This is a genomic window from Kitasatospora sp. NPDC056800 (assembly GCF_042789775.1).
Lineage (GTDB): Bacteria > Actinomycetota > Actinomycetes > Streptomycetales > Streptomycetaceae > Kitasatospora.
Genome location: NZ_JBHUAL010000044.1, coordinates 11922 through 37937 on the forward strand (window position 1 = coordinate 11922; position 26016 = coordinate 37937).

The following is a 26016-nucleotide window of genomic DNA, read 5'->3' on the forward strand; positions in this document are numbered from 1 at the left end:
AGGAGTCAAGCAGGCGCCGGAGGTTGACTGCAAGGACTTGCTGCAAATTTCAATCGGCGGGTGGCCGCTCCGGACCCGCCTCGGCCCGGACCTCGGCCCCGGTCCCGACGTTCGCCCGGACGTCGGCCCGGGCCACGGCCCGCGGGCTCGGCCGCCCGTCCACCGCCCGTACGGCGGACGCCGATGCCGCCCCGCCCTCGACGGCGGCGGCCGCGACCGGGGTCGGCCGGTGGTCGATCATCAGCACCGCGACCAGCGCGGCCGCCAGCAGCACGCCCATCGCCACCCAGGTCGCGACCACGTAGCCGTGCACCGCGCCCTGGGCCCGCACGGCCGGGTCGGCGGCGATCCGGGTGGCCAGGAAGCTCGCGGTGGCACTCGCGGCGACCGTGTTCAGCAGCGCGATGCCGACCGAACCGCCCACCTGCTGAGCCGAGTTGATGGTGGCCGAGGCCGCGCCGGCCTCGTTCGGGGCGACCCCGAGGGTGGCCAGGCTCATGGCCGGCATGAACACCAGGCCCATGCCGAAGCCGATCAGCAGCTCGGCGGGCAGCACCATGCCGGCCCACGGGCTGTCCACCCGCATCTGGGTCAGCCAGGCCATGCCGCCCGCGGCGAGCAGCAGGCCGGGGCCGATCAGGTTCCGGGACGGCACCCTGGTCATCATCCGGGCCGCGAAGCCCGTCGAACTCAGCACGATGGCGACCGTCATGGGCAGGAAGGACAGGCCGGACACGATCGGCGAGAAGTGCTTGATGGCCTGGAGGTAGTAGGTCAGGAACAGGAACAAGCCGAACATGCCGACCATCGCCAGGCCCACCGAGAGCGCGCCGCCGCCCCGGTTGCGGTCGGCGACGATGTGCAGCGGCAGCAGCGGGTGCGCGGTGCGCCGCTCCACCAGGACGAACGCCGCGAGCAGCGCCACGCCCAGGACCAGCGGGCCGATCACCAGGCCGTCGCCCCAGCCCCTGGTCACGGCCTCGGAGGTGCCGTAGACGATCGCCAGCAGGCCGCCGCAGCCGAGCAGCGCCCCGGGCAGGTCCAGCCGCAGCCGGCGGCCCTTCCCGACGTGGTCGCGCTTCAGCACGTTGAAGGCCGCGAAGGCGGTGACGGCGGCGATCGGCACGTTGACGAACAGGCACCAGCGCCAGTCCAGGTACTCGGTCAGCAGGCCGCCGGCGATGAAGCCGATCGCGGAGCCGCCGCCAGCGATCGCGCCGAAGATGCCGAAGGCCGTACTGCGCTCCCGCGGATCGGAGAAGGTGGTGGAGAGCAGCCCCAGCGCGGAGGGGGCGAGCAGGGCGCCGAACGCGCCCTGGAGGGCGCGGGCGCCGAAGAGCATGGCGGGGCCGACCGCCGCGCCGCCGAGGGCGGAGGCGAGGGCGAAGCCCAGCAGGCCGACGGTGAAGACGCGCTTGCGGCCGAAGAGGTCGCCCAGCCGGCCGCCGAGCAGCAGCAGGCCGCCGAAGGCCAGCGTGTAGGCGGTGATCACCCACTGCCGGTCGGCGTCCGAGATGCCCAGGTCCCGCTGGGCGGACGGCAGTGCGATGTTCACGATGGTGATGTCGAGCACGATCATGAGCTGGGCGGTGGCGATGACGGCCAGCGCCCACCAGCGGCGGCGGTCCGCGTCCTCATGACCGGCGACGGTTCTCGCAGTCACTGGTCGAGCCTTCCGGAGTGGGGCGGAGAGGTCACGCAGTCGCCTTCCAGCCAAACCCCGCTCCGGACGGATGGCAAGGAAAAACCTCACCAAATCAGACCTTCAGGACAAAAGAACCAGGCCCCCGGGACTGCGGACCGAGTCCCGGGGGCCTGGTTCCACGGCTCGCGCCGCGTGGTGGCTCAGAGCGCCGAGAGCTCCTCGACCAGGTCGTCCAGCCCCAGCGAGCCCTGCGAGAGCGCCGCCATGTGCCAGGCCTTGAGGTCGAACTCCTCGCCGCGCGCCTCGTGCGCCGCCTTCGCCGCCGCCCGGCCGCGCAGCCAGGCGCGCTCGCCCAGCTTGTAGCCGATCGCCTGGCCGGGCAGGCCCAGGTAGCGGACCAGCTCGCTGTCCAGGAAGTCGGCCGACAGGCCGCAGTACAGGCCGAAGAACTCCCGGGCGTGCTCCGGGGCGACCGGCTCGCCCGGCCGGTACGGGGAGTCCGCCGGGAAGTCCAGGCCCACGTGCATGCCGATGTCGACGATGACCCGCAGCGCGCGCATCATCTGCGCGTTGAGGTAGCCCAGGCGGTGGCCCGGGTCGGTGAGGTAGCCGAGCTCGTCCATCAGGCGCTCGGCGTACAGCGCCCAGCCCTCCAGGTTGGCGCTCACCCCGCCGAGGCTCACCTGGTAGGTGGAGAGCCGGTCGGCGACGTAGTTCCACTGCGCGAGCTGGAGGTGGTGGCCCGGGACGCCCTCGTGGTACCAGGTGGAGACCAGGTCCCAGACCGGGAAGCGGTCCCGGCCGACCAGCGGCAGCCAGGTCCGCCCGGGGCGGCTGAAGTCCAGCGAGGGCGCGGTGTAGTACGGCGCGGCGGCGCTGCCCGCCGGGGCGATCCTCGACTCGACCCGGGTGACCGGCTCGGCCAGGTCGAAGTGGGTGCCCTGGAGGTCCCGGACGGCCTGGTCCATCAGGCCCTGGAGGTACTCCCGGGCGGCCTCGGCACCCTCGATCGCCGGGCCGTCCGACTCCAGCCAGCGCATCGCCGCGAGCGGACCCGCGCCCGGCAGGACCTTCTCGGCCTCGGTCTCCATCTGCGCCAGCAGGTCGTGGAACTCGCTCCAGGCCCAGGCGTAGGCCTCGTCGAGGTCCAGGTCGGCACCGGTCCAGTAGCGCACCCAGCGGACGTAGCGCTCCCGGCCCGCGGTGTCCGGGGCGCCGGCCGCGGCCGGGCCGTACACGTCGCGCAGCCAGTCGCGCAGCTCCGCCAGCGCCTCGGCGGCGGCCACCGCGTGCTTCGACAGCTCGGGGTGCAGGCCCTCCGGCGCGCCCTGGACGAAGGTGCCGAACCAGGCACCGGGCACCCGCTCGGCGGCGGGCGCGTCCTCGCCCAGCCACTCGGCGAACTGCCCGAGCACCGTGGCCACCTGGCGCGGGCCGGACAGCAGGCCGCGCTCGACGCCCTCCGTCAACGTGCGCCGGTACTGCGCGAACGCCTCCGGGAGCCGCGCCATCCGGCGGCCGATCACCTGCCACTCGGCCTCGGTGTCGGTGCCCATCAGGGTGAAGGACTCCCGCACGTCGTGCACCGGGGAGCCCAGGTTGCGCAGCGAGCGGAAGTTCTCCCCCGCCTCGTGGACGGCGAGTTCGGCGGTCAGCCGCTCGCGCAGCAGCCGGGCGCAGCGGCGCTCCGCCTCGTCGTCGGCGGCACCGGCCCGCTCGGCCTCGTCGAGCTTCGCCAGGGTGCGGCGGGCGAGGTCGGCGACGGCCTCGGGACCGGCCGGGGAGAGGTCGGGAAGCCGGTCGTCGTCAAGGTTGAGACCGAGGTACACCGCGGTCAGCGGGTCGAGCTCGGCCAGTTCGCGGACGTGGTCGTCGGCGATGCGGCGAGGGGTGGCGCCGGCGGCGGTGATCAGTTCTTCACGCATTCGGACATCATTTCGTGGCGCGGCAGCTTTGCAACCCCTTTGCGAGCCGGGTTCGCCTGCGAAAATCCGTTCGGCGCGACCGGATCCGATCCGTCCGGCGCCCATTACGCTTGGCCGCCATGGAAGCCAGCCCCGCCCCGGCCGCACCCGAGCCGCGCCCGCGCCGCACCGGCTACCGGCGGCTGCCGGTCCAGCAGCGGCGCGAGCAGCTGATCGCGGTCGCCCTGGAGCTGTTCGCCTCCCGGCCGCCCGAGGAGGTGGGCCTGGACGACGTCGCCGAGGCCGCCGGGGCCTCCCGCCCGCTGGTGTACCGCTACTTCGCGGGCGGCAAGCAGCAGTTGTACGAGGCCGCGCTGCGCACCGCGGCGGACGAGCTGAGCAGCCGCTTCGCGGTACGGCTGAGCGGGACGCCGTCCGAGCAGCTGTCGGCGGTGCTGGACGGCTACTTCGCCTTCGTGGCCGAGCACGACGCGGGCTACTCGGCGCTGCTGCGCGGCGGTTCGGTGGTGGAGACGGCCCGCACCTCGGCGATCGTGGACGACGTCCGGCGGGAGGCGCTGCGCCGGACGCTGCGCCACCTGGGCGTGCGGGAGGCCGGGCCGCGGCTGACCCTGCTCGTGCGCTCCTGGATCGCGGTGGTCGAGGGCGCGTCGCTGAGCTGGCTGGACGAGGGGCGCGCGCTGCCGGTGGCGGAGCTGCGCGACTGGCTGGTGGACCAGTTCACGGCGATGGCGGCGGCGACCGCGCTGCACGACCCGCAGACGGCCGAGGTGCTGGCGGGGGTGCTGGCGCTGGAGGGGCCGCGGCCGGAGCGGGCGGAGCGGCTGCGGGCGGTGCTGGGCGGCGGCTCCTAGCCGGCGCGGCCGCACCCGAGCGGTCCCGGCGCCCCTCCCGACCCCCGTGCCAAGGGTCGGGGCGGCCTACGTGATTACGCCTTGCCGAGCACCTGGCGCTGGCGGCCGAGCCCGTCGACCTCGATCTCGACCACGTCGCCCGGGGCGAGGTACGGCGTGCCGGGGCGGCCCAGGGTGACCCCCGCCGGGGTGCCGGTGATGACCACGTCGCCGGGCTCCAGCACCATGAACCGGCTCGCGTAGCGGACCAGTTCGAGCACCGGGAAGACCATCTCCGCGGTGCTGCCGTGCTGCCGCCGCTCGCCGTTGACCCACAGCCGCAGGGTCAGCGCCTGCGGGTCGGCCACCTCGTCGGGGGTGACCAGCCAGGGCCCGAGCGGGGTGAAGGTCTCCGCCGACTTGCCCTTGTCCCACTGGCCGCCGCGCTCGAACTGGAAGGCCCGCTCGGTGACGTCGTTGGCGATCGTGTACCCGGCGATCACCCCGGCCGCCTCGGCGTGCGAGTCCAGGTAGCGGGCGGTGCGGCCGATCACGACGGCCAGCTCGGCCTCGTAGTCGGTCTTCTCGCCGCCGCGCGGCACCAGCACCTCGTCGTACGGGCCGACCACGGTGGAGCCCGGCTTGAGGAAGATGACCGGCTCGGCCGGGATCGCGGCCCCGGCCTCGGCCGCGTGGTCGCGGTAGTTGAGCCCGATGCCGACCACCTTGCCCGGCCGGGGCACCGGTGCGCCCACCCGCAGGCCGTCGAGGTCCAGCACCGGCAGGACGCCGGCGGCCGCGTCCCGGGCCAGTGCGGCCGGGTCCAGCCCGGCCAGGAAGGCCCCGTCGAGGTCGCGGGTCCGCCCCGAGAGGTCGTACGCGGTGCCGTCCTCACCCAGGACGACCGGGCGCTCGGCGCCCGCGGGTCCGACGCGCAGGAGCTTCATCGATCCGTCACCAGCCTTTCGTCGCAGCTCACCGGGGCGGCCCGGAGGCCGCTCCCGAGTCCGGCAACGAGGTATACCAACGCGCCGGGGCGGCGGGCCAGACCGTCCCGATGGGCGAAATCCTCCCGGTTGGCGCTCCGGCCGCCGCCCCGGCTCGGCGGCCCGCACGGTTGACACCCGCCGGGCCGGCCGCGCGGCGGCGGCTCAGCCGTCCTGCGCGCCGCCGCCGAGCAGCGCCGCCAGGGCGACGGCCCGCGGCCGGCCCGGGCCGAGCCGGGCGGCCTCCCGCTGCCAGTGCGCGAGGTCGCGCCGGGCGTCCGCCCGGGCCTCCGGGGTGGCGCCGGGCACCTGGGCCAGCTCGTCCAGCAGGGCGGCGGCCGCGCCCGGGCTGCCGTCCCGGGCCAGCCAGAGGGCCAGGTCGTGGCAGGTGCGCAGGGTGCGCGGGTCCTCCGGGCCGCAGATCCGGGCGAAGTCGGGGACGAGCGCGGTGAGGATCTCCACCGCCTCCGCGGCCTCGCCGGCCTCCCCGTGCCGCCAGGCCCGGTCGGCCCGCCGGCGCAGCTGCTCCGGGCTGGGGTCGTCCGGGCGCAGCATCCCGGGCCGGATGGCGCGCAGCCGCTCCAGCACCTCGGCGGCGCCGGCCGGCCGCTGTCCGGGCCGCTTGGCGAGCAGTTCGGCGACCAGCCCGGCCAGGGCCGGGTCCTTGCCGCGCACCCGGGGCGGGACCTCCTCCAGGTGCTTGTACATGTACTCGGCGGCCGAGGCGGCGCGGAACGGGCGGGTGCCGGTGCAGACCTCGTACAGCATGATGCCGAGCGCGTAGAGGTCGGCCCGGCCGTCCACCGGGCCGCCGGACCAGCACTCGGGCGCCAGGTACGGGACGGTGCCGACGACGTTGCCGGTGGAGGTGAGCCGGACGGTCTGGGTGACCAGTCGGGCGATGCCGAAGTCCAGGACCTTGGCCCGCTCCCCGTCCTCCACGATCATCACGTTCTCGGGCTTGATGTCCCGGTGGACGATCCCCGAGCGGTGCGCGGCGTCCAGCGCCTTGCACACGTGCCGCATCCAGCGCAGCCCCTGCTTGTGGTCCGGCCGGCCGTCCTTGAGCACCTCGGACAGCGCCCGGCCGCGGACCAGCTCCATCACCAGGTACGGGATCTTCCCGGAGCCGGACTCCGTCCACCCGTAGTCGTACACGGTGACGATGTGCGGGTTGTTGAGGCCGCCGGCCGTCCGGGCCTCGCGGACGAACCGGCTGACCGCCTCCCGGTCGGTGGCGTGCTCGGCGAGCAGCACCTTGACCGCGACCGGCCGGTCGATGGTCGTGTCGGTCGCCCGCCAGACCACGCCGAAGCCGCCCCGGCCCAGCTCCTGCTCCAGCCGGAAGCGGCCGCCGAGCACCTCGCCCTTCTCCATTCCCTCCCCCAACCCGACCGCGCCCGCTCGGCGTTCGCCGCCGGAGGGGTCGGAGGGGTCACCATAGCGGCGGGCGGGGACGAACGGGTGAACGAGCCGGGCCCACTTCCCATGGCTACGGCTTGGGCAGCCCGGGCGGGTTGATCTCGGAGCTCTTCACGGCCTCGTTGTCCAGGCCCCAGCGCTTGAGCACCTGCCCGTACGTGCCGTTCCTGATCACCTCGTCGATCGCCCCGTTCAACGCCTTGACCAGGCCGTTGTCCTTCCGGGTGGTCGCCGCGATCTTGCCGAGGACGTCCGCGCCGCCGCCCGAATAGGTGCCGACGACCTCGGTCTCGCCGGTCTGCACGGCGTGGAAGGCCAGGCTGGGGTTGGGGCCGGTGTAGACCTCGATCCGGCCGGAGGAGAGCGCCAGGTAGTACTCGGTGCCCTGGAAGTACTTGATGTCGATCGGCTTGAGGCCGTTCCTGACGTTCTCCTCGCTCCAGGAGACCAGCAGCTTCTCCTGGTTGGTGCCGGTGGCGACGCCGACCGCCTTGCCCGCGAGGTCCCTGGGGCCGGTGACCTTGAGGCCGCCGCCCTTCTTCGCCTCGAAGCCCAGGACGTCCAGCCGGTAGGTGGCGAAGTCGTACTTCTCCTTGCGCGCCTCGGTGACGGTGATGTTGGACAGGCCGACGTCGTACTTGCCGCTGTCCAGGCCGACGAAGATGTTCTCCCAGGAGACCGGGTTGAACTCGACCTTGAGGCCGAGCACGTTGCCGATCAGGAGGGCGAGGTCCGGTTCGACGCCGATGATGGTCTTGTCGTCGTTGGCGTAGAAGTCCAGCGGCGGGGTGGAGCCGATGGAGTCGACGACGCTCAGCGTCCCCTTCCGTCTGATCTCCTCCGGGACCAGCGCGGCGATCGCGTCGACCTTGGGCGTGGTGACCCGTTCCTGGTTCGGCGACAGGTTCACCACCGTGCCGTCCGGCGCGGTGCTGCCCTTGGCCGGGGCGAGCTCCCCCGCCGCGCCCGTGGCGCCGCTGCCGCAGCCGGCCAGGACGAGGGCTGCGGTGAGCGCGGCGGCGGTCACGAGGGCGCGACGGGGTAGGGACATGGCGGAACTCCTGCTCGGTGAAGGGGGGTTGGGGAAAGGGAAGGTCAGAGGACCTTGGCCAGGAAGGCCCGGGTGCGCTCGTGCCGCGGCCGGTCCAGGACCTCGGCGGGCGGGCCCTGCTCGACCACCACGCCGCCGTCCATGAAGACCACGGTGTCGGCGACCTCGCGGGCGAAGCCGATCTCGTGGGTGACCACGATCATCGTGGTGCCGCTGCGGGCCAGGTCCTTGATGACGTCCAGCACCTCGCCGACCAGCTCCGGGTCGAGCGCCGAGGTCGGCTCGTCGAACAGCAGCACCTTCGGCTCCAGCGCCAGCGCCCGGGCGATCGCCACCCGCTGCTGCTGGCCGCCGGACAGCTGCCGGGGGTAGGCGGCGGCCTTGTCGGCCAGCCCGACCCGCTCCAGCAGCGCCAGCGCCGTCGCCCTGGCCTCGGCCCGGGGGCGGCGCAGCGCGGAGACCGGCGCCTCGACCAGGTTCTCCAGCACGGTGAGGTGCGGGAACAGGTTGAAGTTCTGGAACACGAAGCCGATGCCGGTGCGCTGGCGCAGCACCTCGCGCTCCTTGAGCTCGTACAGCCGGTCGCCGGAGCGGCGGTAGCCGATCAGCTCGCCGTCGATGGCGACGTGGCCGCGGTCCAGCTTCTCCAGGTGGTTGATCGCGCGCAGCAGGGTGGACTTGCCGGAGCCGGACGGGCCGAGCACCACGGTCACCGAGCCGGCCGGGACGTCCAGGTCGACCCCGCGCAGCACCTCCAGCCGGCCGAAGCTCTTGTGCAGGCCGCGGACCTGCACCATCGGGGCGGCCGGGGTCGGGGCGGCCGGGCTCGGCTCGGGCTTCGTCAGGGTGGTCACGACTGTCCTCCGGGGGTACGGGCGGCGGCGGGCCGGGTGCGGTCCGGCAGGCTCCGGGCGAGGGCCCGGACGCGCTGCCACGGGGTGGGCGGCGGGGTGCGCTGGGCGCCGCGGGCGAAGTGGCGCTCGACGTAGTACTGGCCGACCGAGAGCACGGTGGTCAGCAGCACGTACCAGACGGTAGCGACCATCAGCAGCGGCACCACCCGGCCGGTGCGGCCGTAGACCACCTGGGCCTGGTAGAAGAGCTCGCCGATGGCCATCACGTAGACCACCGAGGTGCCCTTGAGCAGCGAGATCACCTCGTTGGCGGCGGCCGGCAGGATGCCGCGCATGGCCTGCGGCAGCACGATCCGCCGGCCCTGCCGCCAGCGCGGGATGCCGAGCGCGGCGGCGGCCTCGCGCTGGCCGGCGTCCACCGCGATGATGCCGCCGCGGATGATCTCGGCGGCGAACGCGGCCTGGTGCAGCCCGAGGCCGAGCACCGCCGCGCCGAGCGCGCTGAGCACGCCGACCGTCTCGACCTCGCCGAAGGTCGGGCCGAACGGGATGCCAATCCCGAACCGCTTGTACAGGTAGGAGAGGTTGAACCAGAACACCAGCTGGACGATCAGCGGGATCGAGCGGAACACCCACACGTAGGCCCAGGCGATGGAGCGCAGGATCGCGCTGCGGGACAGCCGCATCGCGGCCACCACGGTGCCCAGCAGGAAGCCCAGCACCGTGCCGTAGGCGGTGAGTTCGAGGGTCCGTCCGATCGCCCGGAGGATGGTGTCGGCGGTGAAGTAGAGCCGGAAGGTGGCCCAGTCCCAGCCGGGGTTGGTGGCCAGGCCGTGGGCGAACTGGGCGAGCACGACCAGCGCGGCGATCCCGGCGGCCCAGCGCCAGGGGTGCCGGGCGGGGACGGTGCGCAGGCCGGCCAGCCGGTCGAGGTCGAGGGCGGCGGCCGGGGCCGGCCGGCTGGGCGGGGCCGCGCTGGTCCCGGTGGTGGCGGTGGTGGCGGTGGTCATCGGGGGTCTCCTTCGCTCGGGCCGGCGCTCAGGCGTGCTCGGGCGGGCTGATCTGCGACTCCTTGATCGCCGACTCGGCGACCCCCCACTTGCGCAGGATCCGCTCGTACGTCCCGTCCTTGATCAGCTGGTTGACCGCCGACTGGAGGGCCGGGGCGAGCTTCGAGCCCTTCTTCAGGGCGAAGCCGACGTCGAGGCGGTGGAACTCGTTGAGGAAGCGGGTCCCGGAGGCCTCCTGCGCGACCTGGTGGCGCAGGCCGTTGATGGTGGACATCTCGATGTCCACCCGGCCCTGCTGGAGGCTGGTCAGCAGGGCGCCGCTCTCGCTGAACGCCTTGACCTCGTACGGCTTCTTCCCGGCGTCGGTGCAGACGCTCTTCCGGCTGTTGAGGGTGGTCTCGAAGGTGGTGCCGGCGCCGGTGCCGATGGTCAGTCCGCACAGCTGGACCAGGTCGGTGACCGGCTGGATCGCGGTGTTGTCCTTCTTCACCGCGAAGCCCTGGCCGTCGTCGATGTAGGTGACGAAGTCGATGGTCTTCAGCCGGGCCGCGGTGACCCCGAAGTTGCCGGTGCCGACGTCGTACTTCCCGCTGTCCAGGGCGGGCAGGATGGTCTCGAAGGCGGCCTGCTCGCGCTGCACGGTCAGGCCGAGCAGCTTGGCCACCGCGTCGGTGAAGTCCACGTCGATCCCGGCGGGCCTCCGGTCGGCCTGGTCGGTGTAGAAGGCGCTGGGCGGCGTGCCGAAGGACGAGCCGAACCTGATCGTGCCGGCGGCGCGGACGTCCTCGGGCAGCAGCGCGGCGGCGGCCTGCGAGGTCCTGAGGCCGGAGACGAGGTCCTCGGTGGCGGCGGCGGACGGACCGCCCGCCGCCGCGCCCGCGATCTTCGGGTCCGAGCCGCAGGCGGCCAGGGCCAGGACCGGCAGCAGGGCGGCGGTCGCGAGCAGGCGGCGGCGGACGGTGCTGGTTCTCACGGGGGGCCTTTCAGGGAGTGTGGGCCAGAACGGGCGACTGCGGTCCGAGGACCGGCAGCCGCTTCTCGAAGGGGAGCGGGCCGATGGTCAGCGGATCGGCCGAGACGTCGAACAGCGGGGTGTAGCCGGCCGCCAGGTAGAGGTTCCTGGCCTCGGGCTGGCGCGGCCCGGTGGTGAGGTAGAACCGGCTGTAGCCGGCCGCTACGGCCGTCCGCTCCAGCTCGGCCAGCACCCGGCGGGCCAGGCCCCGGCGGCGGTGCGCGGAGTGCGTCCACATCCGCTTCACCTCGGCGGTGCGCTCGTCGTAGCGCTTGTACGCGCCGCCGGCCACCGGTTCGCCGTCCTCCAGCAGGAGCAGCAGCACGCCGTGCGGCTCGGCGAAGGCCTCCCCCGGGTAGCGGGTCATCTCCTGGTGCGCCTCGGGGCCGTACCGGGTGACGTACTCGTGGGTGAGCTCGCGCAGCAGCGGTTCGACCAGGGGGTCGTCGACGGACGCCTTGCGGAACTCCCACCCGCCGGCCGCGCTCACGCCTGCGCCGCGATCAGCTGGTGGCGGTCGCGCTCGGCCCGCTCGGCCCGGGCGGCCCCGGCCTTGGCGGCGTCCCGCTTGGCGACCTCCTCGCGGACGATCGGGATGACGTACCGGCCGAAGTCGATCGCGTCGTCCAGCAGGTGGTAGCCGCGCGCGGAGAGGATGTCCACACCGAGGTCGTAGTAGTCGAGCAGCGCCTGGGCGACCGTCTCCGGGGTGCCGACCAGCGCGTTGGAGTTGCCCGCCCCGCCGGTCGCCGCGGCGGTCGGGGTCCACAGCGCGCGGTCGTAGCGCTCGCCGGCCTCGGCGATCTCGATCAGCCGCCGGGAGCCGGTGTTCTCGGGTGTCACGGCCTCGGGGGTGCTCTCCGGCCGGTCGGCGCCCCGGCGGGCCCGGATCGCGGCCACCGTCCGGTGCGCCTTCTCCCAGGCCAGCGCCTCGGTCGGCGCGATGATCGGCCGGAACGCCACCTGGATCCGCGGCACGTCGGTGCGCCCGGCGGCCCGGGCCGCCTCCCGCACCCGCTCGATCTGCTCGGCGGTGCGGGCCAGCGGCTCGCCCCACAGGCAGTAGACGTCCGCCTCGGCGCCGCCGGCCGCGTAGGCCGCGTCCGAGGAGCCGCCGAAGGAGACCCCGGGGCGCGGCTGCTGCACGGGGAAGACGTCCGAGACGAAGTCGTTGAAGCGGTAGTGCGGGCCCTCGTGGTCGAAGGGCTCCCGGCTGGTCCAGGCCTTCTTGACGATGCCGATGTACTCGCGGGTGCGCTCGTAGCGCTGGTCCTTGGTCAGGAAGTCGCCCTCGCGCTGCTGCTCGTGGTCGTTGCCGCCGGTGATGAAGTGGACGGTCAGCCGGCCGTCGCTGATCCGGTCGAGCGTCGCGAAGGTCTTGGCCGCGAAGGTCGGGTAGGAGACGTTCGGCCGGTGCGCCAGCAGGATCTGGAGGCGGTCCAGGTGCGAGGCGAGGAAGGCCGCCGCGGCCGCCGGCTCGGGGGCGCCGGCCCCGTACGCGAAGAGCACCCGGTCCCAGCCGTGGTCCTCGTGCGCCCGGGCCAGCCGCAGGGTGTAGTCGCGGTCGAAGGCTGCGGTGGTGCGGGCGGTGGTCTCCGAACCGTCGCCGGTGGCGGCGATGCCGAGGAATTCGACGGGCATGGCGGAACCTTTCGGGGTGGGTGGAGGTCCGGTGGACCGCGGGTGGGCGGCACCGGAGGCGGCCGCGGCGGGGCGGCCGTCGAGCGGGTGACGGTGGGAGGGGTGCGGGAGCGGAGGTACCGGACGACGGGAGGGCCGGAGCGCGGGAGGGCCGGAGCGCAGTGCGGGGTCATCGGCGGCAGCGGGGGCCTGACGCGTCGCCGGTCGTCGACGACGGATCCGGCCGCGACGGGGCGGTCCGAGGGAGGGCTCTCCCCGCCGGGGGATCAGGCCGGACGGGCGGCCCGCTGCCGGGTCAGCCGCGACACGCCGCGGACCACACCCGACCGAAGTCGATGTGGTCGCGGGTGACCAGGGGCTGCTCGGCGTACATGGCCCCAAGTTGAACAGTCGGCCGATCGGTACGTCAACCATCCATCATTGCCGCACTGTTGCGATCTCCTGTCGGTTTTTCGACGCGCTTCGACGAAGCCGTCCGGCACCCCCGACCACCCTTGACAGCCGTCGATCGCGCGTGCGTACGATCGACGCGGAGTGCAGTGCCACGCGCCGGCCGTGTTGAGGGACACGGGCCGCCGCCCCCGTACGTGACCACCGCCGTACCTCTCCCCGCCCGCACTCCGCCCAGGAGCCGCCGCCATGGCCACCCCGCAGGACGTCCTGCCCGCCCCCGCCCTCCTCGACCGCCCCGACGCGCCGCCCGCCCCCGAGGCCCGGATCGTCGCCCGCCGCAAGCCCGGCCAGTGGGCCGCGGCCGCCGTCGCCCTGCTGCTGGCCGCGATGGCGGTCAACTCGGTGGTCCGCAACAAGGCCTTCCAGTGGAGCATGGTCGCCGACTGGTTCACCGCCCGCTCCGTGCTCGACGGCCTCGCCCTGACCCTCTGGCTGACCGCCGCCACCCTCGCCCTCGGCTTCGTGCTCGGCACCGTCCTCGCCACCATGCGGCTGTCCGACAACCCCGTCCTGCGCACGCTCAGTTGGGGCTACATCTGGGTGTTCCGCTCCACCCCGCCACTGGTGCAGCTGCTGTTCTTCTTCAACATCGGCGCGCTCTACCCGACCCTCGGCCTGGGCATCCCGTTCGGCCCCGAGTTCGTCACGGTCAAGACCGTCAACCTGATGGGCCCCACCCTCACCGCCGTCATCGGCCTCACCCTGCTGGAGACCGCGTACGCCGCCGAGGTGATCCGCGGCGGCATCCTCTCCGTCGACCGCGGCCAACTGGAGGCGGCGGCCGCGCTCGGGCTCGGCCGGTGGCGGGTGCTGCGCCGGATCGTGGTGCCGCAGGCGATGCGGGCGATCGTGCCGACCGCCGGGAACATGCTGATCGGCGCGCTCAAGGGCACCAGCATCGTCAGCGTGCTGGCCGTCTCCGACCTGCTCTACTCGGTGCAGCTGGTCTACCTCCAGTCGTACCAGGTCATCCCGATGCTGATGGTCGCCACCATCTGGTACCTGGTGGTCACCACCCTGCTGTCCATCGGCCAGTACTACGTGGAGCGCCGCTTCGCCCGGGGCGCCACCCGCGACGGCCTGCCGCCCACCCCGCTGCAGCGGGCCCGCGCGGCCCTCGTCAAGGTGGTGCGGGCATGACGGAGCTCGTCATCGTCGGCGCCGGCCCGCGCGGCACCGGGCTGCTGGAGCGGATCGCCGCCAACGCCGCCGAACTCCTGCCCGCCGACCGGCCGTTGGCGATCCACCTGGTCGACCCGTACCCGCCGGGCGCGGGCCGGATCTGGCGCCACGACCAGTCCCCGCTGCTGCGGATGAACTCGATGGCCGAGGACGTCACCATGTTCACCGACGAGCGCTCCACCCTCGACGGACCGGTCCGCCCCGGCCCCTCGCTCGCCGAATGGGCGCCCCGGCAGGAGGAGTTCGCGCCCTACCGGGAGGTCGCCGACCCGGCCGTCCGGGCCGAGCTGCGCACCCTCGCCCCCACCGACTTCCCCACCCGCCGGGCCCAGAGCGCCTACCTGGACTGGGTGTTCCGCCGCGCCGTCGCCGAACTGCCGGCGCACGTCACGGTCACCGTCCACCGCGACACCGTCCGCCGGATCGAGGGCCCGGCCGACGGCCCGCAGACCGTCCGCCTCGGCGACCGGACCCTCGCCGCCGACCACGTCGTGCTCACCCTCGGCCACCTCGACTCCGTCCCGCACCCGCGCTACGCCGCCGACGCCCGGTTCGCCGCCCGGCACGGCCGCTTCCACCTCCCGCCCGCCTACTCCGCCGACGCGGCCGACGACCTGGCCGCCCTCGCCCCCGGCGAACACGTGGTGCTGCGCGGCCTCGGCCTCGCCTCGGTGGACCTGGTCGCCCTGCTCACCGAGGGCCGCGGCGGCCGCTTCGAGCCCACCGGGGACGGGCCCGCCCTGCGCTACCTCCCCTCCGGCCGCGAGCCGGTGCTCCACCTCGGCTCCCGGCGCGGCGTCCCGTACCACTCCAAGACCGGCTACCGGCTCCAGGGGCCGCCCGCCCCGCTCCCCCGGTACTTCGACGAGGCCGCCGTGGACGCCGTGCTCGCCACCGGCGGACAGCTCGAACTGCGGCGCGACTTCTGGCCGTTGATGGCCAAGGAGATCGCCTTCGGGCACTACCACGAGCTGTTCCACGCCCACCCCGGACGCACCGCCCTGCCCTGGCCGGAGTTCCTCGCCCGCTACGACCGGCACGCCTGGTACTCCCCCGAACTCGCCGCCCTGGTCGCCGAGGCCGTCCCCGACCCGGCCGACCGGATCGACTTCGAACGGCTCGACCACCCGCTGGCCGGGCTCGAACTCGGCACCGACGAGGAGCTCCAGGCGCACCTGCGCGGGTACGTCACCGCCGACGCCGACCGCCGCGCCGACCCCGCGCACAGCGCCGACCTCGGCGCCTTCCTCGCCCTGCTCTCGCTGTTCGGCCGGCTCCCCCGGGTCGTCGCCAGCGGCCGGCTCACCGCCCGCTCCCTCGCCGAGGAGGTGGACGAGTGGTTCTTCGGCTACTTCAGCTTCCTCGCCTCCGGCCCGCCCGGGTTCCGGCTGCGCCAGCTGCTCGCCCTCTCCGAGGCCGGGGTGGTGCGCTTCCTCGGCGCGGACGTACGGATCGAACGGGACGAGGCGAGCGGCACCTGGCGGGCCTCCGGCGCCACCGTGCCCGGCCACCACGTCACCGCGACGGCCCTGGTCGAGGCGTACCTGCCCAAGCACGCGCTGGCCCGCACCCTGGACCCGGTGCTCGGCGAACTGCACCGCACCGGACGGATCGTCGAGGAAGTGGTCACCGACCCGGACTACACCCACCGCTCCGGCCTGGTCACCATCGCCGCCGGCGACAGTCGGCTGCTGGACCCGGCCCTCGGCGGCGCCCCGCACCCGCGCCGCACCGCCCTCGGCCCGCACACCAGCCTGCGCGCGGCCGCCGCCTTCGCCCGCCCCCGCGCCGACGCCCCCGGCTTCCGGCAGAACGACGCCGCCGCCCGCGCCCTGCTCCGGGCCCTGGCCGCGCTCCCGGCGGCCGCCCCGGCGCTGGCGGCGTGCGCTCGGTGACGGCGGTATCGGCCTGAGCACCGCGGCGACGGCACCGGCGTGGCCTGGGCGCCGTGGCGGCGGCGCTCAGGCCCCGAAGATCTCCTCCACCAGGTCCTCGTCCGAGACGTGGTCCGGCGCGTCGAACACCACGTCCGCGACGCCCTTCAGGCCGATCCCCCGGTCCAGCGCGTCCATGCAGGCCCGGGCCTGCTCGTCGGTGGCGAAGTCCCACACCCGCAGCCGCCGCACCAGCACCAGCGCCTCCATCGGGCTCATCCGCGGCGTCCGGCGGCGCGGCCCCGGCCCCTTGCGGCCGGCCTCGGCCAGCTGCCGCTGGTAGCCGGCCAGGTCCTGCCAGGCCTGCACGGTGCTCGGGTGCTGCTCGCCCAGCACCCGGGCGAGGTCCGGCAGCAGCCCGTGCAGCTGGATCACCGCGCCCTGCGGGTCGCCCCGGTTGGCCTGGTGCAGCGCGAGGTCGTGCCGGGCCTTCAGGACCCGGGGGTCGTACGGGCCCCAGGCGGCGTGCAGGTCGGGCAGCAGCTCGTGCATCAGCCGGATCGTGGTGATCGGCGCACCGCTCTCGCCGACGCACCAGACCAGGTGGTAGCGGGCGCCGAGGGTGTCCGGGTCGAGCGGGCCGAGCGCCGAGCGCATGTCGCCCACCAGGGCGGTCAGCAGCCGGATCGCGCCGTTCAGGTCCCCGGTCCGGCTGAGGTACCAGGCGAAGTCCCGCCAGGTGCACAGGGTGTCCCGGTCGCTCGCGCCGAGCACGGTCACGCACTCCTGGGCGACGGTCTGCAGGAGCATCGCCGACTCGCCGGCCGTCGCCGCCCGGTAGGCGGCCGACCGGCGCTCGCGCAGCCCGGCCCGTACGGCCTCGGAGGGCGGCGCGGCCGTCACCGGCGGCGTGGTCAGCGGCGGCAGCACCGACGGGACGGCGGGCGGCGCGGCGGGAGCGGGAACGGCGGGAGCGGGAACGGCAGGCGGCACGGCGGGCGGCACGGCGGGCGCGGGGACGACCGGCGGGGCGCTCGGCGGAGGCGGCACCACCGGCGCCGGCCGCTCCACCACCGTCGGCACCGGCGCCGGCGCACCCGCCCGGCCGCCCGCCCACCCGGCCAGCTCGGCGAGCCGCCGCTCGACCGTACGGGCGTCGGCCGGCCGGTCCGCCGGGTCCTTCGCCAGCAGCTCCGCGACCAGCCCGGCCACCTGCGGCGGCAGCCCGAACTGTGCCGGGTCCAGCGGCGCGGGCACCTCGTTGAGGTGCTGGTACATCAGCACCGGCGTCGAGTCCCCGCCGAACGGCCGTGCCCCGGTGAAGAGTTCGACCAGGACGCAGCCCAGCGCGTACAGGTCGGCCCGCCCGTCCACCCGGCCGCCGGTCCACCGCTCGGGCGCCATGTACGCCGGGCTGCCGACGATCGTCCCGGTGGTGGTCAGCCCGCCCGCGCCGGTGTCCAGCTGGGCGATGCCGAAGTCCAGCACCTTCAGGTGCCCGGCGTCGGTGATCATCACGTTGTCCGGCTTGATGTCCCGGTGCACCATGCCCGCGTCGTGCGCGGCCGCCAGCGCGCCGCTGATCTGCCGCCCCCAGCGCAGGCTGAGCCCGGGCTCGGGCACCCCCGCCTCCAGCACCTCGGTGAGGGTGCGGCCGGTGAGCAGCTCCATCACCAGGTAGGTGACCTCCTCGCCGCCGAGCTCGCACTGCCCGAGGTCGTGCACCGTGACGATGTGCGGGTGCGAGAGGTTGCCGGCCGCGCCGGCCTCCCGGACGAACCGCAGCGCGGCCTTCGCCCGGTCGCCGCCGTGGTGCCCGATGACCTTGACCGCCACCGGCCGCCCCATCCGGGTGTCCTCGGCCCGCCACACCACCCCGAACCCGCCCTGCCCGAGCTTCTCCACCAGCTCGTACCGGCCGTCCAGGACGTCCCCGACTCGCACGCGCGCTCCCCTCCCGCCATGACGCCCAGACTCTACCGACGCCGGCCGCCGCCCTTCGCCCCGCCGTCGCCCCTCCCCGCCCACCCCCTCCCCCGGCCCCCGGCCAGGTGGAAGGATGGAATCGAACCCCCGCACGAAGGCGGCGGTACGCACCAGCAGAGCCCGAGGAGAGCGGCCATGGCCAAGCAGGCCCCGCAGAGCGACCCGGCGCAGGACGCCCCCGAGGTGTCCGCGCCCCAGCACGCCGCCGCCGGGCTGCCCGCCGTCGGCCACAGCCTGCGGATGGCCGCCGAGCAGATGGGCGCCCGCCGCACCCTGGCCACCCTGCTCAAGGTCAACCAGCAGGACGGCTTCGACTGCCCCGGCTGCGCCTGGCCGGAGCCGGACAAGCCGCACACCGCCGAGTTCTGCGAGAACGGCGCCAAGGCCGTCGCCGAGGAGGCCACCGAGCGCCGCGTCCGCGCCGAGTTCTTCGCCGCCCACCCGGTCGCCGACCTGGCCGAGCGCTCCGGCTACTGGCTGGGCCAGCAGGGCCGGCTCACCCAGCCGATGCTGCTGGACGAGGGCGCCACCCACTACACGCCGGTCTCCTGGGACGACGCCTTCGCGCTCGTCGCCGAGGAGCTGAAGGCCCTGGACACCCCGGACGGCGCCGCCTTCTACACCTCCGGCCGGACCAGCAACGAGGCCGCCTTCGCGTACCAGCTGTTCGCCCGCCGGCTCGGCACCAACAACCTGCCGGACTGCTCCAACATGTGCCACGAGTCCTCCGGCTCGGCGCTCACCGAGACGCTCGGCGTCGGCAAGGGCAGCGTCAGCCTGAAGGACCTCTACCAGGCCGACCTGATCATCGTGGCCGGCCAGAACCCGGGCACCAACCACCCCCGGATGCTCTCCGCGCTGGAGCGCGCCAAGCGGGCGGGCGCCACGATCGTCAGCGTCAACCCGCTGCCGGAGGCCGGCCTGGAGCGGTTCAAGAACCCGCAGCACGCGCGCGGCCTGGTCGGCCACGGCACCAAGCTGACCGACCTCTTCCTGCAGATCCGCCTCGGCGGGGACCTCGCGCTGTTCCGCGCGCTGAACCGGATCGTCCTGGAGCAGGACGGCGTCGACCGCGACTTCGTCGCCGAACACTGCTACGGCTTCGAGGAGTTCGAGGCCCAGGCGCGGCGGACCGACCGCGCCGAGGTGCTCGCCGCGACCGGCCTGCCCTGGGAGCAGATCGAGGAGCTCGGCCGGCTGGTACTGAAGTCCGAGAAGATCATCGTCTGCTGGGCGATGGGCCTCACCCAGCACAAGCACGCCGTGCCGACCATCCGCGAGGTGGTCAACTTCCTGCTGCTGCGCGGCAACGTCGGCCGCCCCGGCGCCGGGGTCTGCCCGGTGCGCGGGCACAGCAACGTCCAGGGCGACCGGACGATGGGCATCTTCGAGCGCCCCGGCGACGCCTTCCTGGACGCCCTGGGCCGGGAGTTCGGCTTCGAGCCGCCGCGCGAGCACGGCCTCGACTCGGTGGACACCATCCGCGCCATGCGCGACGGCCGGATCGGGGTCTTCTTCGCGATGGGCGGCAACTTCGTCGCGGCCACCCCGGACACCGAGGTCACCGAGGCCGCGATGCGCAACTGCCGGCTGACCGTCCACGTCTCCACCAAGCTCAACCGCTCGCACGTGGTCACCGGCGCCCGCGCCCTGATCCTGCCCACCCTCGGCCGCACCGACCGGGACGTCAGCGCACGCGGCGCCCAGTTCGTCAGCGTCGAGGACTCGATGGGCCAGGTGCACGCCTCGCGCGGCGGCCTGCGCCCGCCCGCCCCCGGCCTGCTCTCCGAGACCGCGATCGTCTGCCGGCTGGCCCGCACCGTGCTCGGGCCGCGGGACACCGTGCCGTGGGAGGACTTCGCCACCGACTACGACACCCTGCGGGACCGGATCGCCCGCGTCGTCCCGGGCTTCGAGGACTTCAACGAGAAGGTCCGCCGCCCCGGCGGCTTCACCCTGCCGCACGGCCCCCGGGACACCCGCACCTTCCCGACCGCGACCGGGAAGGCCAACTTCTCCGTCAACCCGCTGACCGCCCCCGAGGTCCCGCCGGGCCGGCTGCTGCTCCAGACCCTGCGCTCGCACGACCAGTACAACACCACGATCTACGGCCTCGACGACCGCTACCGCGGCATCAAGGGCGGCCGCCGGGTGGTCCTGGTCAACCCCGCGGACGCCGAGGAGCTGGGGCTGACCGACGGCGGGTACGTCGACCTGGTCGGCGAGTGGAGCGACGGGGTGGAGCGCCGCGCCCCGCACTTCCGGGTCGTCCACTACCCCGTCGCCCGCGGCGGCGCGGCGGCCTACTACCCCGAGACCAACGTGCTGGTGCCGCTGGACTCCACCGCCGACATCAGCAACACCCCGACCTCCAAGGCGGTCGTGATCCGCTTCGCCCCCGACAGCGGCGCGTAACCCCGAGCACCGCGAAGGCCGCCCCGCGTCCGGTGACGTGGGGCGGCCTCCTCGTGGCCTGATCGGCGCGTCAGTGCGTCGGGGTGCCCAGCGGCAGCGTCGCCGTCGCACTGCCCGCGGCCGTGGCGGTCGCCGAACCGGTGCCGCTCGGGCTCCCCGTCGGGGTGCCCGTCCCGGTCGGGGTGGGCGTGCCGGTCCCGCTCGGGGTGCCCGGCCCGGTCGGCGTCCCGGTCGGGGTCGTGGTCGGGGTCGTGGTCGGCGTGCCGCCGGTCGGCGTCCCCGGGTCGGTCGGCGTACCGGTCCCGCCCGGCGTGCTCGGCGTGCCCGGGTCGGTCGGCGTGCCCGGCACGGCCGGCGGCGTCACCGTGCCGCCCGTGGCCGGCGGGGCCGGCACCTGGTTGGCCGGGCTCGGCGCGATCGGCGTCACGGAGTCCCAGTTCGCCGGGAGGTCGGGCACCTTCCAGGCGCCGCCGGCCTCGTCCGCCGCACCGGTCGGGTCCGGACGGACGGCGCCGAGGATCGGCATCGAGCCGATCGGCGAGATCTTGATGAACGCCCCGGGCCGCGGCGCCTGCACGATCAGCCCGCCGCCGATGTACATCCCGATGTGCGAGGCGTCCTGGAAGTACACCACCAAGTCGCCGGGCCGCAGCTGGTTGAGCGCCACGTGCGGCAGCTGCGCCCACTGCTCCTGGCTGGTGCGCGGGATCGGCCGGCCGGCGTGCAGCCAGGCCTGCGAGGTGAGGCCCGAGCAGTCGTAGGCGTCCGGGCCGGTGCCGCCCCACAGGTACGGCTTGCCCACCTGCGCCAGCGCGAAGGCGATGGCCCCGCGCCCCTGCTGGGAGGGCGTGCGCTCGCCCTTGCCGAGCGCCCCGGAGGCGAGGAACGCGAGCTGCGCCTCGTCCGCCTTGGCCTTCTCCAGCTGCTCCAGCTCGGCCCGCTGGGCGCCGGTCAGGGTGGCGACCGTCTGCTCGACGGCGGCCAGGTCGGAGGCGGCCTTGGCCTTGGCCGCGTCCTGCTGGGCGACCAGCGCCTGGGAGGTCTTCAGCGCCTCCTCGGTCTGCTTCTTCAGCCCGTCCAGCGCGTCCCGGTCGCTCTTCAGCTTGTCCAGGAACTCCGACTGCGAGCGGCTGGCCGAGGCGAGCAGCTCGGCGATGACGACCGCCTCGTACGGGTCCTTGGAGAGCAGCAGCTCGGCGTAGGCCGAGGCGGACCCGTTGCGGTACTGCGCGGCGGCGAGCTGGGAGGCGATGTCGGTGCCGGCGTCGACCTGCTTCTGCTGGCGGTCCTGCCGGCCCTGGAGGTCGGTGAGCGAGGTCTGCTGCTCCGCCGCCTTGGCGACGGCGCCGTTGTACTGCTCGGTGGCGGCCTCGGCACTCTGGTACAGCGCGTGCAGCCGGTCGAGCAGCGGGCCGAGGGTGGCCTTGGCGTCGGCGAGCGGGTCCGCGCCGGCGACGACCTGCCCGGCTCCCGGGTCGGGTGCGGCCCAGGCGGCCGCCGCGCCGACCGGCAGCGCGAGCGCCGCGGCCGCGAGGACGGCTCCGCAGCGCAGTGCCGCCCGTACCCAGGGCCGTACGCGTGCCGTCTCCGCTCTCTGTCCCGCCCCGCCCATGACTGGTCCTCCCCGCCGCGCACTGCCCCTGTCCCGGCTTCCCGGATCCCGCAGATCCTCCCACGGGTTACTCACCGGAAACAGGGCGCATGCGGACTGGGAGGTTAATTCTCGATTGACCTGTGAGACAGCTCTCAGCAAACCGGGTCGAACCGGCGCGTTCTTCGCTAATGTCCTGCTCAGCGCGCCGTATGTCACCCCGACGAAACCCAGTGGTCACTGCGAGTCAACCATTGGAACCACGATTCCCGACCCAGTTCACCTTCCGTTTACCAAGCAGACCTACGGTCGCGACGTCACCAACGTCCGTGCGACAACTACGACGATTGTTTGGGTATGGAACACATCTCGTTCCTGGTAGCCGTTGTGATCATCACGGCGCTCGCCTTCGACTTCACCAACGGGTTCCACGACACCGCCAACGCGGCCGCCACCGCGATCGCGACCGGGGCCCTTCGTCCGAAGGTCGCGGTCACCATCGCGGCCCTGCTCAACTTCGCGGGCGCGTTCCTGTCCGTGAAGGTCGCCACCACCATCTCCGGCGGCATCGTCAACGAGAAGGCCGGCGTCCATCCCGAGATCATCTTCGCCGCCCTGGCCGGCGCGATCCTCTGGAACCTGCTGACCTGGCTGCGCGGCCTGCCGTCCAGCTCCTCGCACGCCCTGTACGGCGGCCTGATCGGCGCCACGATCGTCGGCGTCGGCACGAGCGGCGTCAACTTCGACACCGTGGTCACCAAGATCCTCATCCCGGCCGTCGCGTCCCCCTTCGTCGCCGGACTGGCCTCCTGGGGCGCCACCAAGCTGGCCTACGCGATCACCCGCAAGGGCAACACCGCGACCACCGAGAAGGGCTTCAAGACCGGCCAGGTCTTCTCCTCCTCGCTGATCTCGCTCGCGCACGGCACCAACGACGCCCAGAAGACGATGGGCATCATCACCCTGACCCTGGTCTCGGTCGGCGCCCTGCCGCACGGCGCGCTGCCCCCCACCTGGGTGATCGTCTCCGCCGGCGCGGCGATCGCGCTCGGCACCTACATGGGCGGCTGGCGGATCATCCGCTCGATGGGCAAGGGCCTGGCGGACATCCGCCCGCCGCAGGGCTTCGCCTCCGAGTCGGCCGCCGCGACCGTCATCCTGACCTCCTCGCACATGGGCTTCGGCCTCTCCACCACCCAGGTCTGCTCCGGCGGCATCATGGGCGCCGGCCTCGGCGGCCCGAAGGGCGAGCTGCGCTGGAGCCTGGTCCGCCGCATGGTCTACACCTGGGGCCTGACCCTGCCGGCCGCCGCGGTGGTCTCCGGCGGCGCCGCCCTGCTGGCCGAGCAGGGCAGCTGGGGCGTCGCCCTGGTCGGCGTCGTGCTGGTGGCCGGCGCGGCCGCGATGTGGGTGATCTCCCGCCGCCAGCCGGTCGGCGCGGACAACGTCAACGACGTCGACGTCACCCCGGTCGAGGTCGCACCGGCCGGTACCGCGAACACCCCCACCCCCGCCTCGACCACCGTCGCGGCCTGAGCGCCACCGGCTGAGGAGCACTCACCATGCACATCAAGTGGAACGCCCTGGCCCAGACCGCCGGTCTCAGCTTCGGCATCACCGTCGCCGTGGTCGCCGTCTTCGCGCTCGGCATCCTGGCGCTGTCCCGCCGCGAGGCCGCGGTGAGCGCCGCCGGTACGGGCGAGGGCACCGCCGGGGCCGCGGGCGGCGGGCGGCTGGCCCTGGCCGGCGCGTACGTCTGCTTCGCCCTGTGCGGCGGGGTCGTCCTCTACGGGCTGTCCCTGATCGCCGGCCACTAGCCACCGCACGCGCCGCGCACGACGGAACGGGCCGGGGAGTGTCTCCACGCTCCCCGGCCCGTTCGCGCATCCCTGCCCGCGGTCGGTCCCGCCGGCCGGTCAGCCCTCCTGGGTGGTCCTCAGCACGGTCTCCCGGATGAAGAGGACGGTGACGAAGGCCAGCGCCGCGAACGGGGCGGCCCACAGGAAGACGGTGCCGACGCCGTGGCCGAAGGCGTCCGTCACCAGCGGCACGATCGGGGCCGGCAGCTTGGCCAGGTCCGGGATGCCGCCGCCGGTCGCCGCGGGCGAGGCCGGGACGTGCGCCGCGGCCAGGTTCTCGGCCAGGTAGTGGCCGACCTTGTTGGTCATCAGCGCGCCGAGCGCGGAGACGCCCATCGCGCCGCCCATGGTGCGGAAGAAGGTGACCACCGAGCTGGCCGCGCCGAGCTCGTGCCGGGGCACCGTGTTCTGCACCGCGAGCACCAGGTTCTGGCTGGTCAGGCCGAGGCCGACGCCGGTGATCGCCATGTAGAGGGAGAGCAGCGCGTAGTTCGTGTCGGCCCGGGCGGTGCCCAGCAGGCCGAAGCCGATGGCGAGCAGCGCGGTGCCGGAGACCAGGTAGGCCTTCCACTTGCCGTACTTGGTGATCAGCCGGCCGGCCACCGCGGAGGAGACCGCCAGGCCGAGGATCATCGGCAGGGTCATCAGGCCGGCCATGGTCGGGGACTTGGCGCGGGCCAGCTGGAAGTACTGGCTGAGGAAGGTGGTCGCGCCGTACATCCCGACGCCGACCAGCACGCTGGCGATGGCGGCCAGGGTGACGGTGCGGTACTTGAAGAGGCTCGGCGGGATGATCGGCTCGGCGGCGCGGCGCTCGATCACGACGGCCAGGACGCCCAGCACCAGGCCGCCGCCGACCATGGCCGCGGTCTGCCAGGACAGCCAGGCGTAGTTCTTGCCGGCCAGGGTGATCCAGATCATCAGCAGGCTGACCGAGGCGGTGATGACCAGCGCGCCCAGGTAGTCGATCTTCGCCTTGCGCTTGACCAGCGGCAGCTTGAGGGTGCGCTGCACCACCAGGATCGCGACCAGCGCGAACGGGATGCCGACGTAGAAGCACCAGCGCCAGCCCAGCCAGGAGGTGTCCACGATGACGCCGCCGATCAGCGGCCCGCCGATGGTGGCGAGCGCGAAGACCGCGCCGAAGTAGCCGCTGTACCGGCCGCGCTCGCGCGGCGGGACCATCGCGGCCAGGCAGATCTGGCCGAGCGCCACGACACCGCCGGCGCCGACGCCCTGGAGCGCGCGGCAGGCGATCAGCTCGCCGGTGTTCTGCGAGAGGCCGGCCAGCGCCGAGGTGCCGATGTAGATCAGCAGGGCGATCTGGAGCAGCAGCTTCTTGCTGACGAGGTCGGAGAGCTTGCCCCAGATCGGGGTGGAGGCGGTGAGGGTGAGCAGGGCCGCGGTGATCACCCAGGTGTACGCGGACTGGCCGCCGTGCAGGTCGGCCAGGATGTGCGGCAGGGCGTTGGAGACGACGGTCGAGGAGAGCACGGCCACGAACAGGCCGAGCAGCAGGCCGGAGAGCGCCTCCATCACCTGCCGGTGCGTCATCTGGGGACTGTCGGCCGCGGCGGCGGTTCCGCTCGCGGCCTCGGTGGTCACGGTCATCTGGGTCCTTCGGCGGGCGGGCGGGATGCGCGGATCATGAAATTTCGTTGCCGTAAGCAACCATAAAACGAGATGGTTGAATAAGGCAACTTTCTTCAAGGGCAAGTAAAACCCGCAGCTACGGGCCCTGTCGCACCGCCGGGGACCGCCCGATCAGTCGGCCGCCGACTCCCCCAGCACGTCGTTGAAGCGGTGCAGCAGCTCCGCGAAACGGGTCACGTCCTCCGGCGACCAGCCGCCCATCACCTCGCGCACCCGCCGCATCCGGACGCCCTGCGCGGCCAGGTAGCGCCGCCGCCCGTCCTCGGTGAGCGAGACCAGCGCGGCCCGGCGGTCCAGCGGGTCCGTCTCCCGGGCCACCAGGCCCAGCTCCTCCAGCGTCCGGACCTGCCGGCTCACCGTCGCCTTGCCGACCGAGAAGTGCGCGCCGACGTCGGTCACCCGCACCGGCCCGGCCTGCTCGATGTAGCCGAGCAGGCTGTACGCCATCCCCTCCAGCCCGGGGTGCACCCGCCGTGAGAGTTCCGCCACTCTGGCCCGGCCCCGTCGGAACATCAGCGCGACCTCGCGCTCCACCGCCACCAGGGATTCCTCGTCACTCACCGCGCCAGTATCGCGCAGCGACGCCGGCGGCGGCCCGGCGCGGCCGGTGCGACAAGCCAACTA

At 73.9% G+C, this 26016-nt stretch carries 20 protein-coding genes; 6 read left to right on the top strand and 14 right to left on the bottom strand.

Features of this window, described 5'->3' with window-relative positions; genetic code table 11:
• Window positions 1–49: 49 nt before the first annotated feature.
• Window positions 50–1579: an MFS transporter gene (locus ACFRQN_RS12905; RefSeq protein ID WP_380740248.1), complete on the bottom strand. Its 1530-nt coding sequence runs from the start codon at window positions 1577–1579 to the stop codon at window positions 50–52.
• Between the two features lie 266 nt (window positions 1580–1845).
• Window positions 1846–3570 carry a DUF885 domain-containing protein gene (locus ACFRQN_RS12910; protein WP_380740224.1) on the bottom strand — a complete coding sequence of 575 codons (1725 nt, stop codon included), beginning with the start codon at window positions 3568–3570 and terminating at the stop codon, window positions 1846–1848.
• A gap of 119 nt (window positions 3571–3689) precedes the next feature.
• On the opposite strand from ACFRQN_RS12910, the gene ACFRQN_RS12915 reads away from it, so the two are divergent.
• Window positions 3690–4424 carry a TetR/AcrR family transcriptional regulator gene (locus ACFRQN_RS12915; RefSeq protein ID WP_380740226.1) on the top strand — a complete coding sequence of 245 codons (735 nt, stop codon included), beginning with the start codon at window positions 3690–3692 and terminating at the stop codon, window positions 4422–4424.
• Window positions 4425–4498: 74 nt separating this feature from the next.
• Here the strand turns inward: ACFRQN_RS12915 and ACFRQN_RS12920 are convergent, their stop codons facing one another.
• The 8 genes from ACFRQN_RS12920 to ACFRQN_RS12955 form a co-directional block, all read right to left on the bottom strand.
• Window positions 4499–5350: a fumarylacetoacetate hydrolase family protein gene (locus ACFRQN_RS12920; RefSeq protein WP_375876482.1), complete on the bottom strand. Its 852-nt coding sequence runs from the start codon at window positions 5348–5350 to the stop codon at window positions 4499–4501.
• A gap of 204 nt (window positions 5351–5554) precedes the next feature.
• A complete protein-coding gene (locus tag ACFRQN_RS12925) occupies window positions 5555–6766 on the bottom strand; it encodes a serine/threonine-protein kinase (protein ID WP_074001441.1) in 1212 nt (403 codons plus the stop codon).
• A 115-nt stretch (window positions 6767–6881) separates the two neighbouring features.
• Window positions 6882–7862, bottom strand: coding sequence for an ABC transporter substrate-binding protein (locus tag ACFRQN_RS12930; RefSeq protein ID WP_375876485.1), 981 nt, complete (start codon window positions 7860–7862; stop codon window positions 6882–6884).
• A gap of 44 nt (window positions 7863–7906) precedes the next feature.
• Window positions 7907–8659: an amino acid ABC transporter ATP-binding protein gene (locus tag ACFRQN_RS12935; RefSeq protein ID WP_049655467.1), complete on the bottom strand. Its 753-nt coding sequence runs from the start codon at window positions 8657–8659 to the stop codon at window positions 7907–7909.
• A 53-nt stretch (window positions 8660–8712) separates the two neighbouring features.
• Entirely contained in the window at window positions 8713–9726 is a 1014-nt protein-coding gene (locus ACFRQN_RS12940) for an amino acid ABC transporter permease (protein ID WP_079271885.1), read from the bottom strand.
• Between the two features lie 28 nt (window positions 9727–9754).
• Window positions 9755–10699, bottom strand: coding sequence for an ABC transporter substrate-binding protein (locus ACFRQN_RS12945; RefSeq protein WP_380740229.1), 945 nt, complete (start codon window positions 10697–10699; stop codon window positions 9755–9757).
• A gap of 10 nt (window positions 10700–10709) precedes the next feature.
• On the bottom strand, window positions 10710–11228 hold the full coding sequence (locus tag ACFRQN_RS12950) for a GNAT family N-acetyltransferase (protein WP_049655459.1): 519 nt from the start codon (window positions 11226–11228) through the stop codon (window positions 10710–10712).
• Window positions 11225–12379 carry an LLM class flavin-dependent oxidoreductase gene (locus ACFRQN_RS12955; RefSeq protein WP_380740231.1) on the bottom strand — a complete coding sequence of 385 codons (1155 nt, stop codon included), beginning with the start codon at window positions 12377–12379 and terminating at the stop codon, window positions 11225–11227. Before ACFRQN_RS12955 ends, ACFRQN_RS12950 begins: the two co-directional genes overlap by 4 nt.
• A 639-nt stretch (window positions 12380–13018) precedes the next feature.
• Here ACFRQN_RS12955 and ACFRQN_RS12960 point away from each other — a divergent pair.
• Together ACFRQN_RS12960 and ACFRQN_RS12965 are read left to right on the top strand one after the other, a co-directional pair.
• A complete protein-coding gene (locus tag ACFRQN_RS12960) occupies window positions 13019–13972 on the top strand; it encodes an amino acid ABC transporter permease (RefSeq protein ID WP_380740233.1) in 954 nt (317 codons plus the stop codon).
• Window positions 13969–15909, top strand: a complete 1941-nt coding sequence (locus ACFRQN_RS12965) for an FAD/NAD(P)-binding protein (protein WP_380740235.1) — start codon at window positions 13969–13971, stop codon at window positions 15907–15909. The genes ACFRQN_RS12960 and ACFRQN_RS12965 overlap by 4 nt, the downstream gene beginning before the upstream one ends.
• Before the next feature lie 66 nt (window positions 15910–15975).
• Here ACFRQN_RS12965 and ACFRQN_RS12970 read toward each other — a convergent pair whose 3' ends face one another.
• On the bottom strand, window positions 15976–17832 hold the full coding sequence (locus tag ACFRQN_RS12970) for a protein kinase (RefSeq protein WP_380740237.1): 1857 nt from the start codon (window positions 17830–17832) through the stop codon (window positions 15976–15978).
• A 177-nt stretch (window positions 17833–18009) separates the two neighbouring features.
• Here ACFRQN_RS12970 and ACFRQN_RS12975 point away from each other — a divergent pair, with 177 nt between their 5' ends.
• On the top strand, window positions 18010–20289 hold the full coding sequence (locus ACFRQN_RS12975) for an FdhF/YdeP family oxidoreductase (RefSeq protein WP_074001433.1): 2280 nt from the start codon (window positions 18010–18012) through the stop codon (window positions 20287–20289).
• 70 nt (window positions 20290–20359) lie between these two features.
• On the opposite strand, the gene ACFRQN_RS12980 is transcribed toward ACFRQN_RS12975, so the two are convergent.
• Window positions 20360–21901: an NlpC/P60 family protein gene (locus ACFRQN_RS12980; protein ID WP_074001432.1), complete on the bottom strand. Its 1542-nt coding sequence runs from the start codon at window positions 21899–21901 to the stop codon at window positions 20360–20362.
• Between the two features lie 336 nt (window positions 21902–22237).
• On the opposite strand from ACFRQN_RS12980, the gene ACFRQN_RS12985 reads away from it, so the two are divergent.
• Together ACFRQN_RS12985 and ACFRQN_RS12990 are read left to right on the top strand one after the other, a co-directional pair.
• The gene (locus tag ACFRQN_RS12985) at window positions 22238–23416 is read left to right on the top strand and encodes an anion permease (protein WP_380740239.1); all 1179 of its coding nucleotides are present in this window, start codon (window positions 22238–22240) and stop codon (window positions 23414–23416) included.
• 26 nt (window positions 23417–23442) lie between these two features.
• A complete protein-coding gene (locus ACFRQN_RS12990) occupies window positions 23443–23697 on the top strand; it encodes a hypothetical protein (RefSeq protein WP_049658085.1) in 255 nt (84 codons plus the stop codon).
• 99 nt (window positions 23698–23796) lie between these two features.
• Here the strand turns inward: ACFRQN_RS12990 and ACFRQN_RS12995 are convergent, their stop codons facing one another.
• Window positions 23797–25350, bottom strand: a complete 1554-nt coding sequence (locus tag ACFRQN_RS12995) for an MDR family MFS transporter (RefSeq protein WP_049658083.1) — start codon at window positions 25348–25350, stop codon at window positions 23797–23799.
• Between the two features lie 153 nt (window positions 25351–25503).
• On the bottom strand, window positions 25504–25953 hold the full coding sequence (locus ACFRQN_RS13000) for a MarR family winged helix-turn-helix transcriptional regulator (protein WP_234348623.1): 450 nt from the start codon (window positions 25951–25953) through the stop codon (window positions 25504–25506).
• Between the last annotated feature and the right edge of the window lie 63 nt (window positions 25954–26016).

What these genes read in the sequence shown, in the direction of transcription:
- ACFRQN_RS12905 (WP_380740248.1), bottom strand. Translation starts at nt 1,579, where the DNA reads ATGATCGTGCTCGACATCACCATCGTGAACATCGCACTGCCGTCCGCC.
- ACFRQN_RS12910 (WP_380740224.1), bottom strand. Translation starts at nt 3,570, where the DNA reads ATGCGTGAAGAACTGATCACCGCCGCCGGCGCCACCCCTCGCCGCATC.
- ACFRQN_RS12915 (WP_380740226.1), top strand. Translation starts at nt 3,690, where the DNA reads ATGGAAGCCAGCCCCGCCCCGGCCGCACCCGAGCCGCGCCCGCGCCGC.
- ACFRQN_RS12920 (WP_375876482.1), bottom strand. Translation starts at nt 5,350, where the DNA reads ATGAAGCTCCTGCGCGTCGGACCCGCGGGCGCCGAGCGCCCGGTCGTC.
- ACFRQN_RS12925 (WP_074001441.1), bottom strand. Translation starts at nt 6,766, where the DNA reads ATGGAGAAGGGCGAGGTGCTCGGCGGCCGCTTCCGGCTGGAGCAGGAG.
- ACFRQN_RS12930 (WP_375876485.1), bottom strand. Translation starts at nt 7,862, where the DNA reads ATGTCCCTACCCCGTCGCGCCCTCGTGACCGCCGCCGCGCTCACCGCA.
- ACFRQN_RS12935 (WP_049655467.1), bottom strand. Translation starts at nt 8,659, where the DNA reads ATGGTGCAGGTCCGCGGCCTGCACAAGAGCTTCGGCCGGCTGGAGGTG.
- ACFRQN_RS12940 (WP_079271885.1), bottom strand. Translation starts at nt 9,726, where the DNA reads ATGACCACCGCCACCACCGCCACCACCGGGACCAGCGCGGCCCCGCCC.
- ACFRQN_RS12955 (WP_380740231.1), bottom strand. Translation starts at nt 12,379, where the DNA reads ATGCCCGTCGAATTCCTCGGCATCGCCGCCACCGGCGACGGTTCGGAG.
- ACFRQN_RS12960 (WP_380740233.1), top strand. Translation starts at nt 13,019, where the DNA reads ATGGCCACCCCGCAGGACGTCCTGCCCGCCCCCGCCCTCCTCGACCGC.
- ACFRQN_RS12965 (WP_380740235.1), top strand. Translation starts at nt 13,969, where the DNA reads ATGACGGAGCTCGTCATCGTCGGCGCCGGCCCGCGCGGCACCGGGCTG.
- ACFRQN_RS12975 (WP_074001433.1), top strand. Translation starts at nt 18,010, where the DNA reads ATGGCCAAGCAGGCCCCGCAGAGCGACCCGGCGCAGGACGCCCCCGAG.
- ACFRQN_RS12980 (WP_074001432.1), bottom strand. Translation starts at nt 21,901, where the DNA reads ATGGGCGGGGCGGGACAGAGAGCGGAGACGGCACGCGTACGGCCCTGG.
- ACFRQN_RS12985 (WP_380740239.1), top strand. Translation starts at nt 22,238, where the DNA reads ATGGAACACATCTCGTTCCTGGTAGCCGTTGTGATCATCACGGCGCTC.
- ACFRQN_RS12990 (WP_049658085.1), top strand. Translation starts at nt 23,443, where the DNA reads ATGCACATCAAGTGGAACGCCCTGGCCCAGACCGCCGGTCTCAGCTTC.
- ACFRQN_RS12995 (WP_049658083.1), bottom strand. Translation starts at nt 25,350, where the DNA reads ATGACCGTGACCACCGAGGCCGCGAGCGGAACCGCCGCCGCGGCCGAC.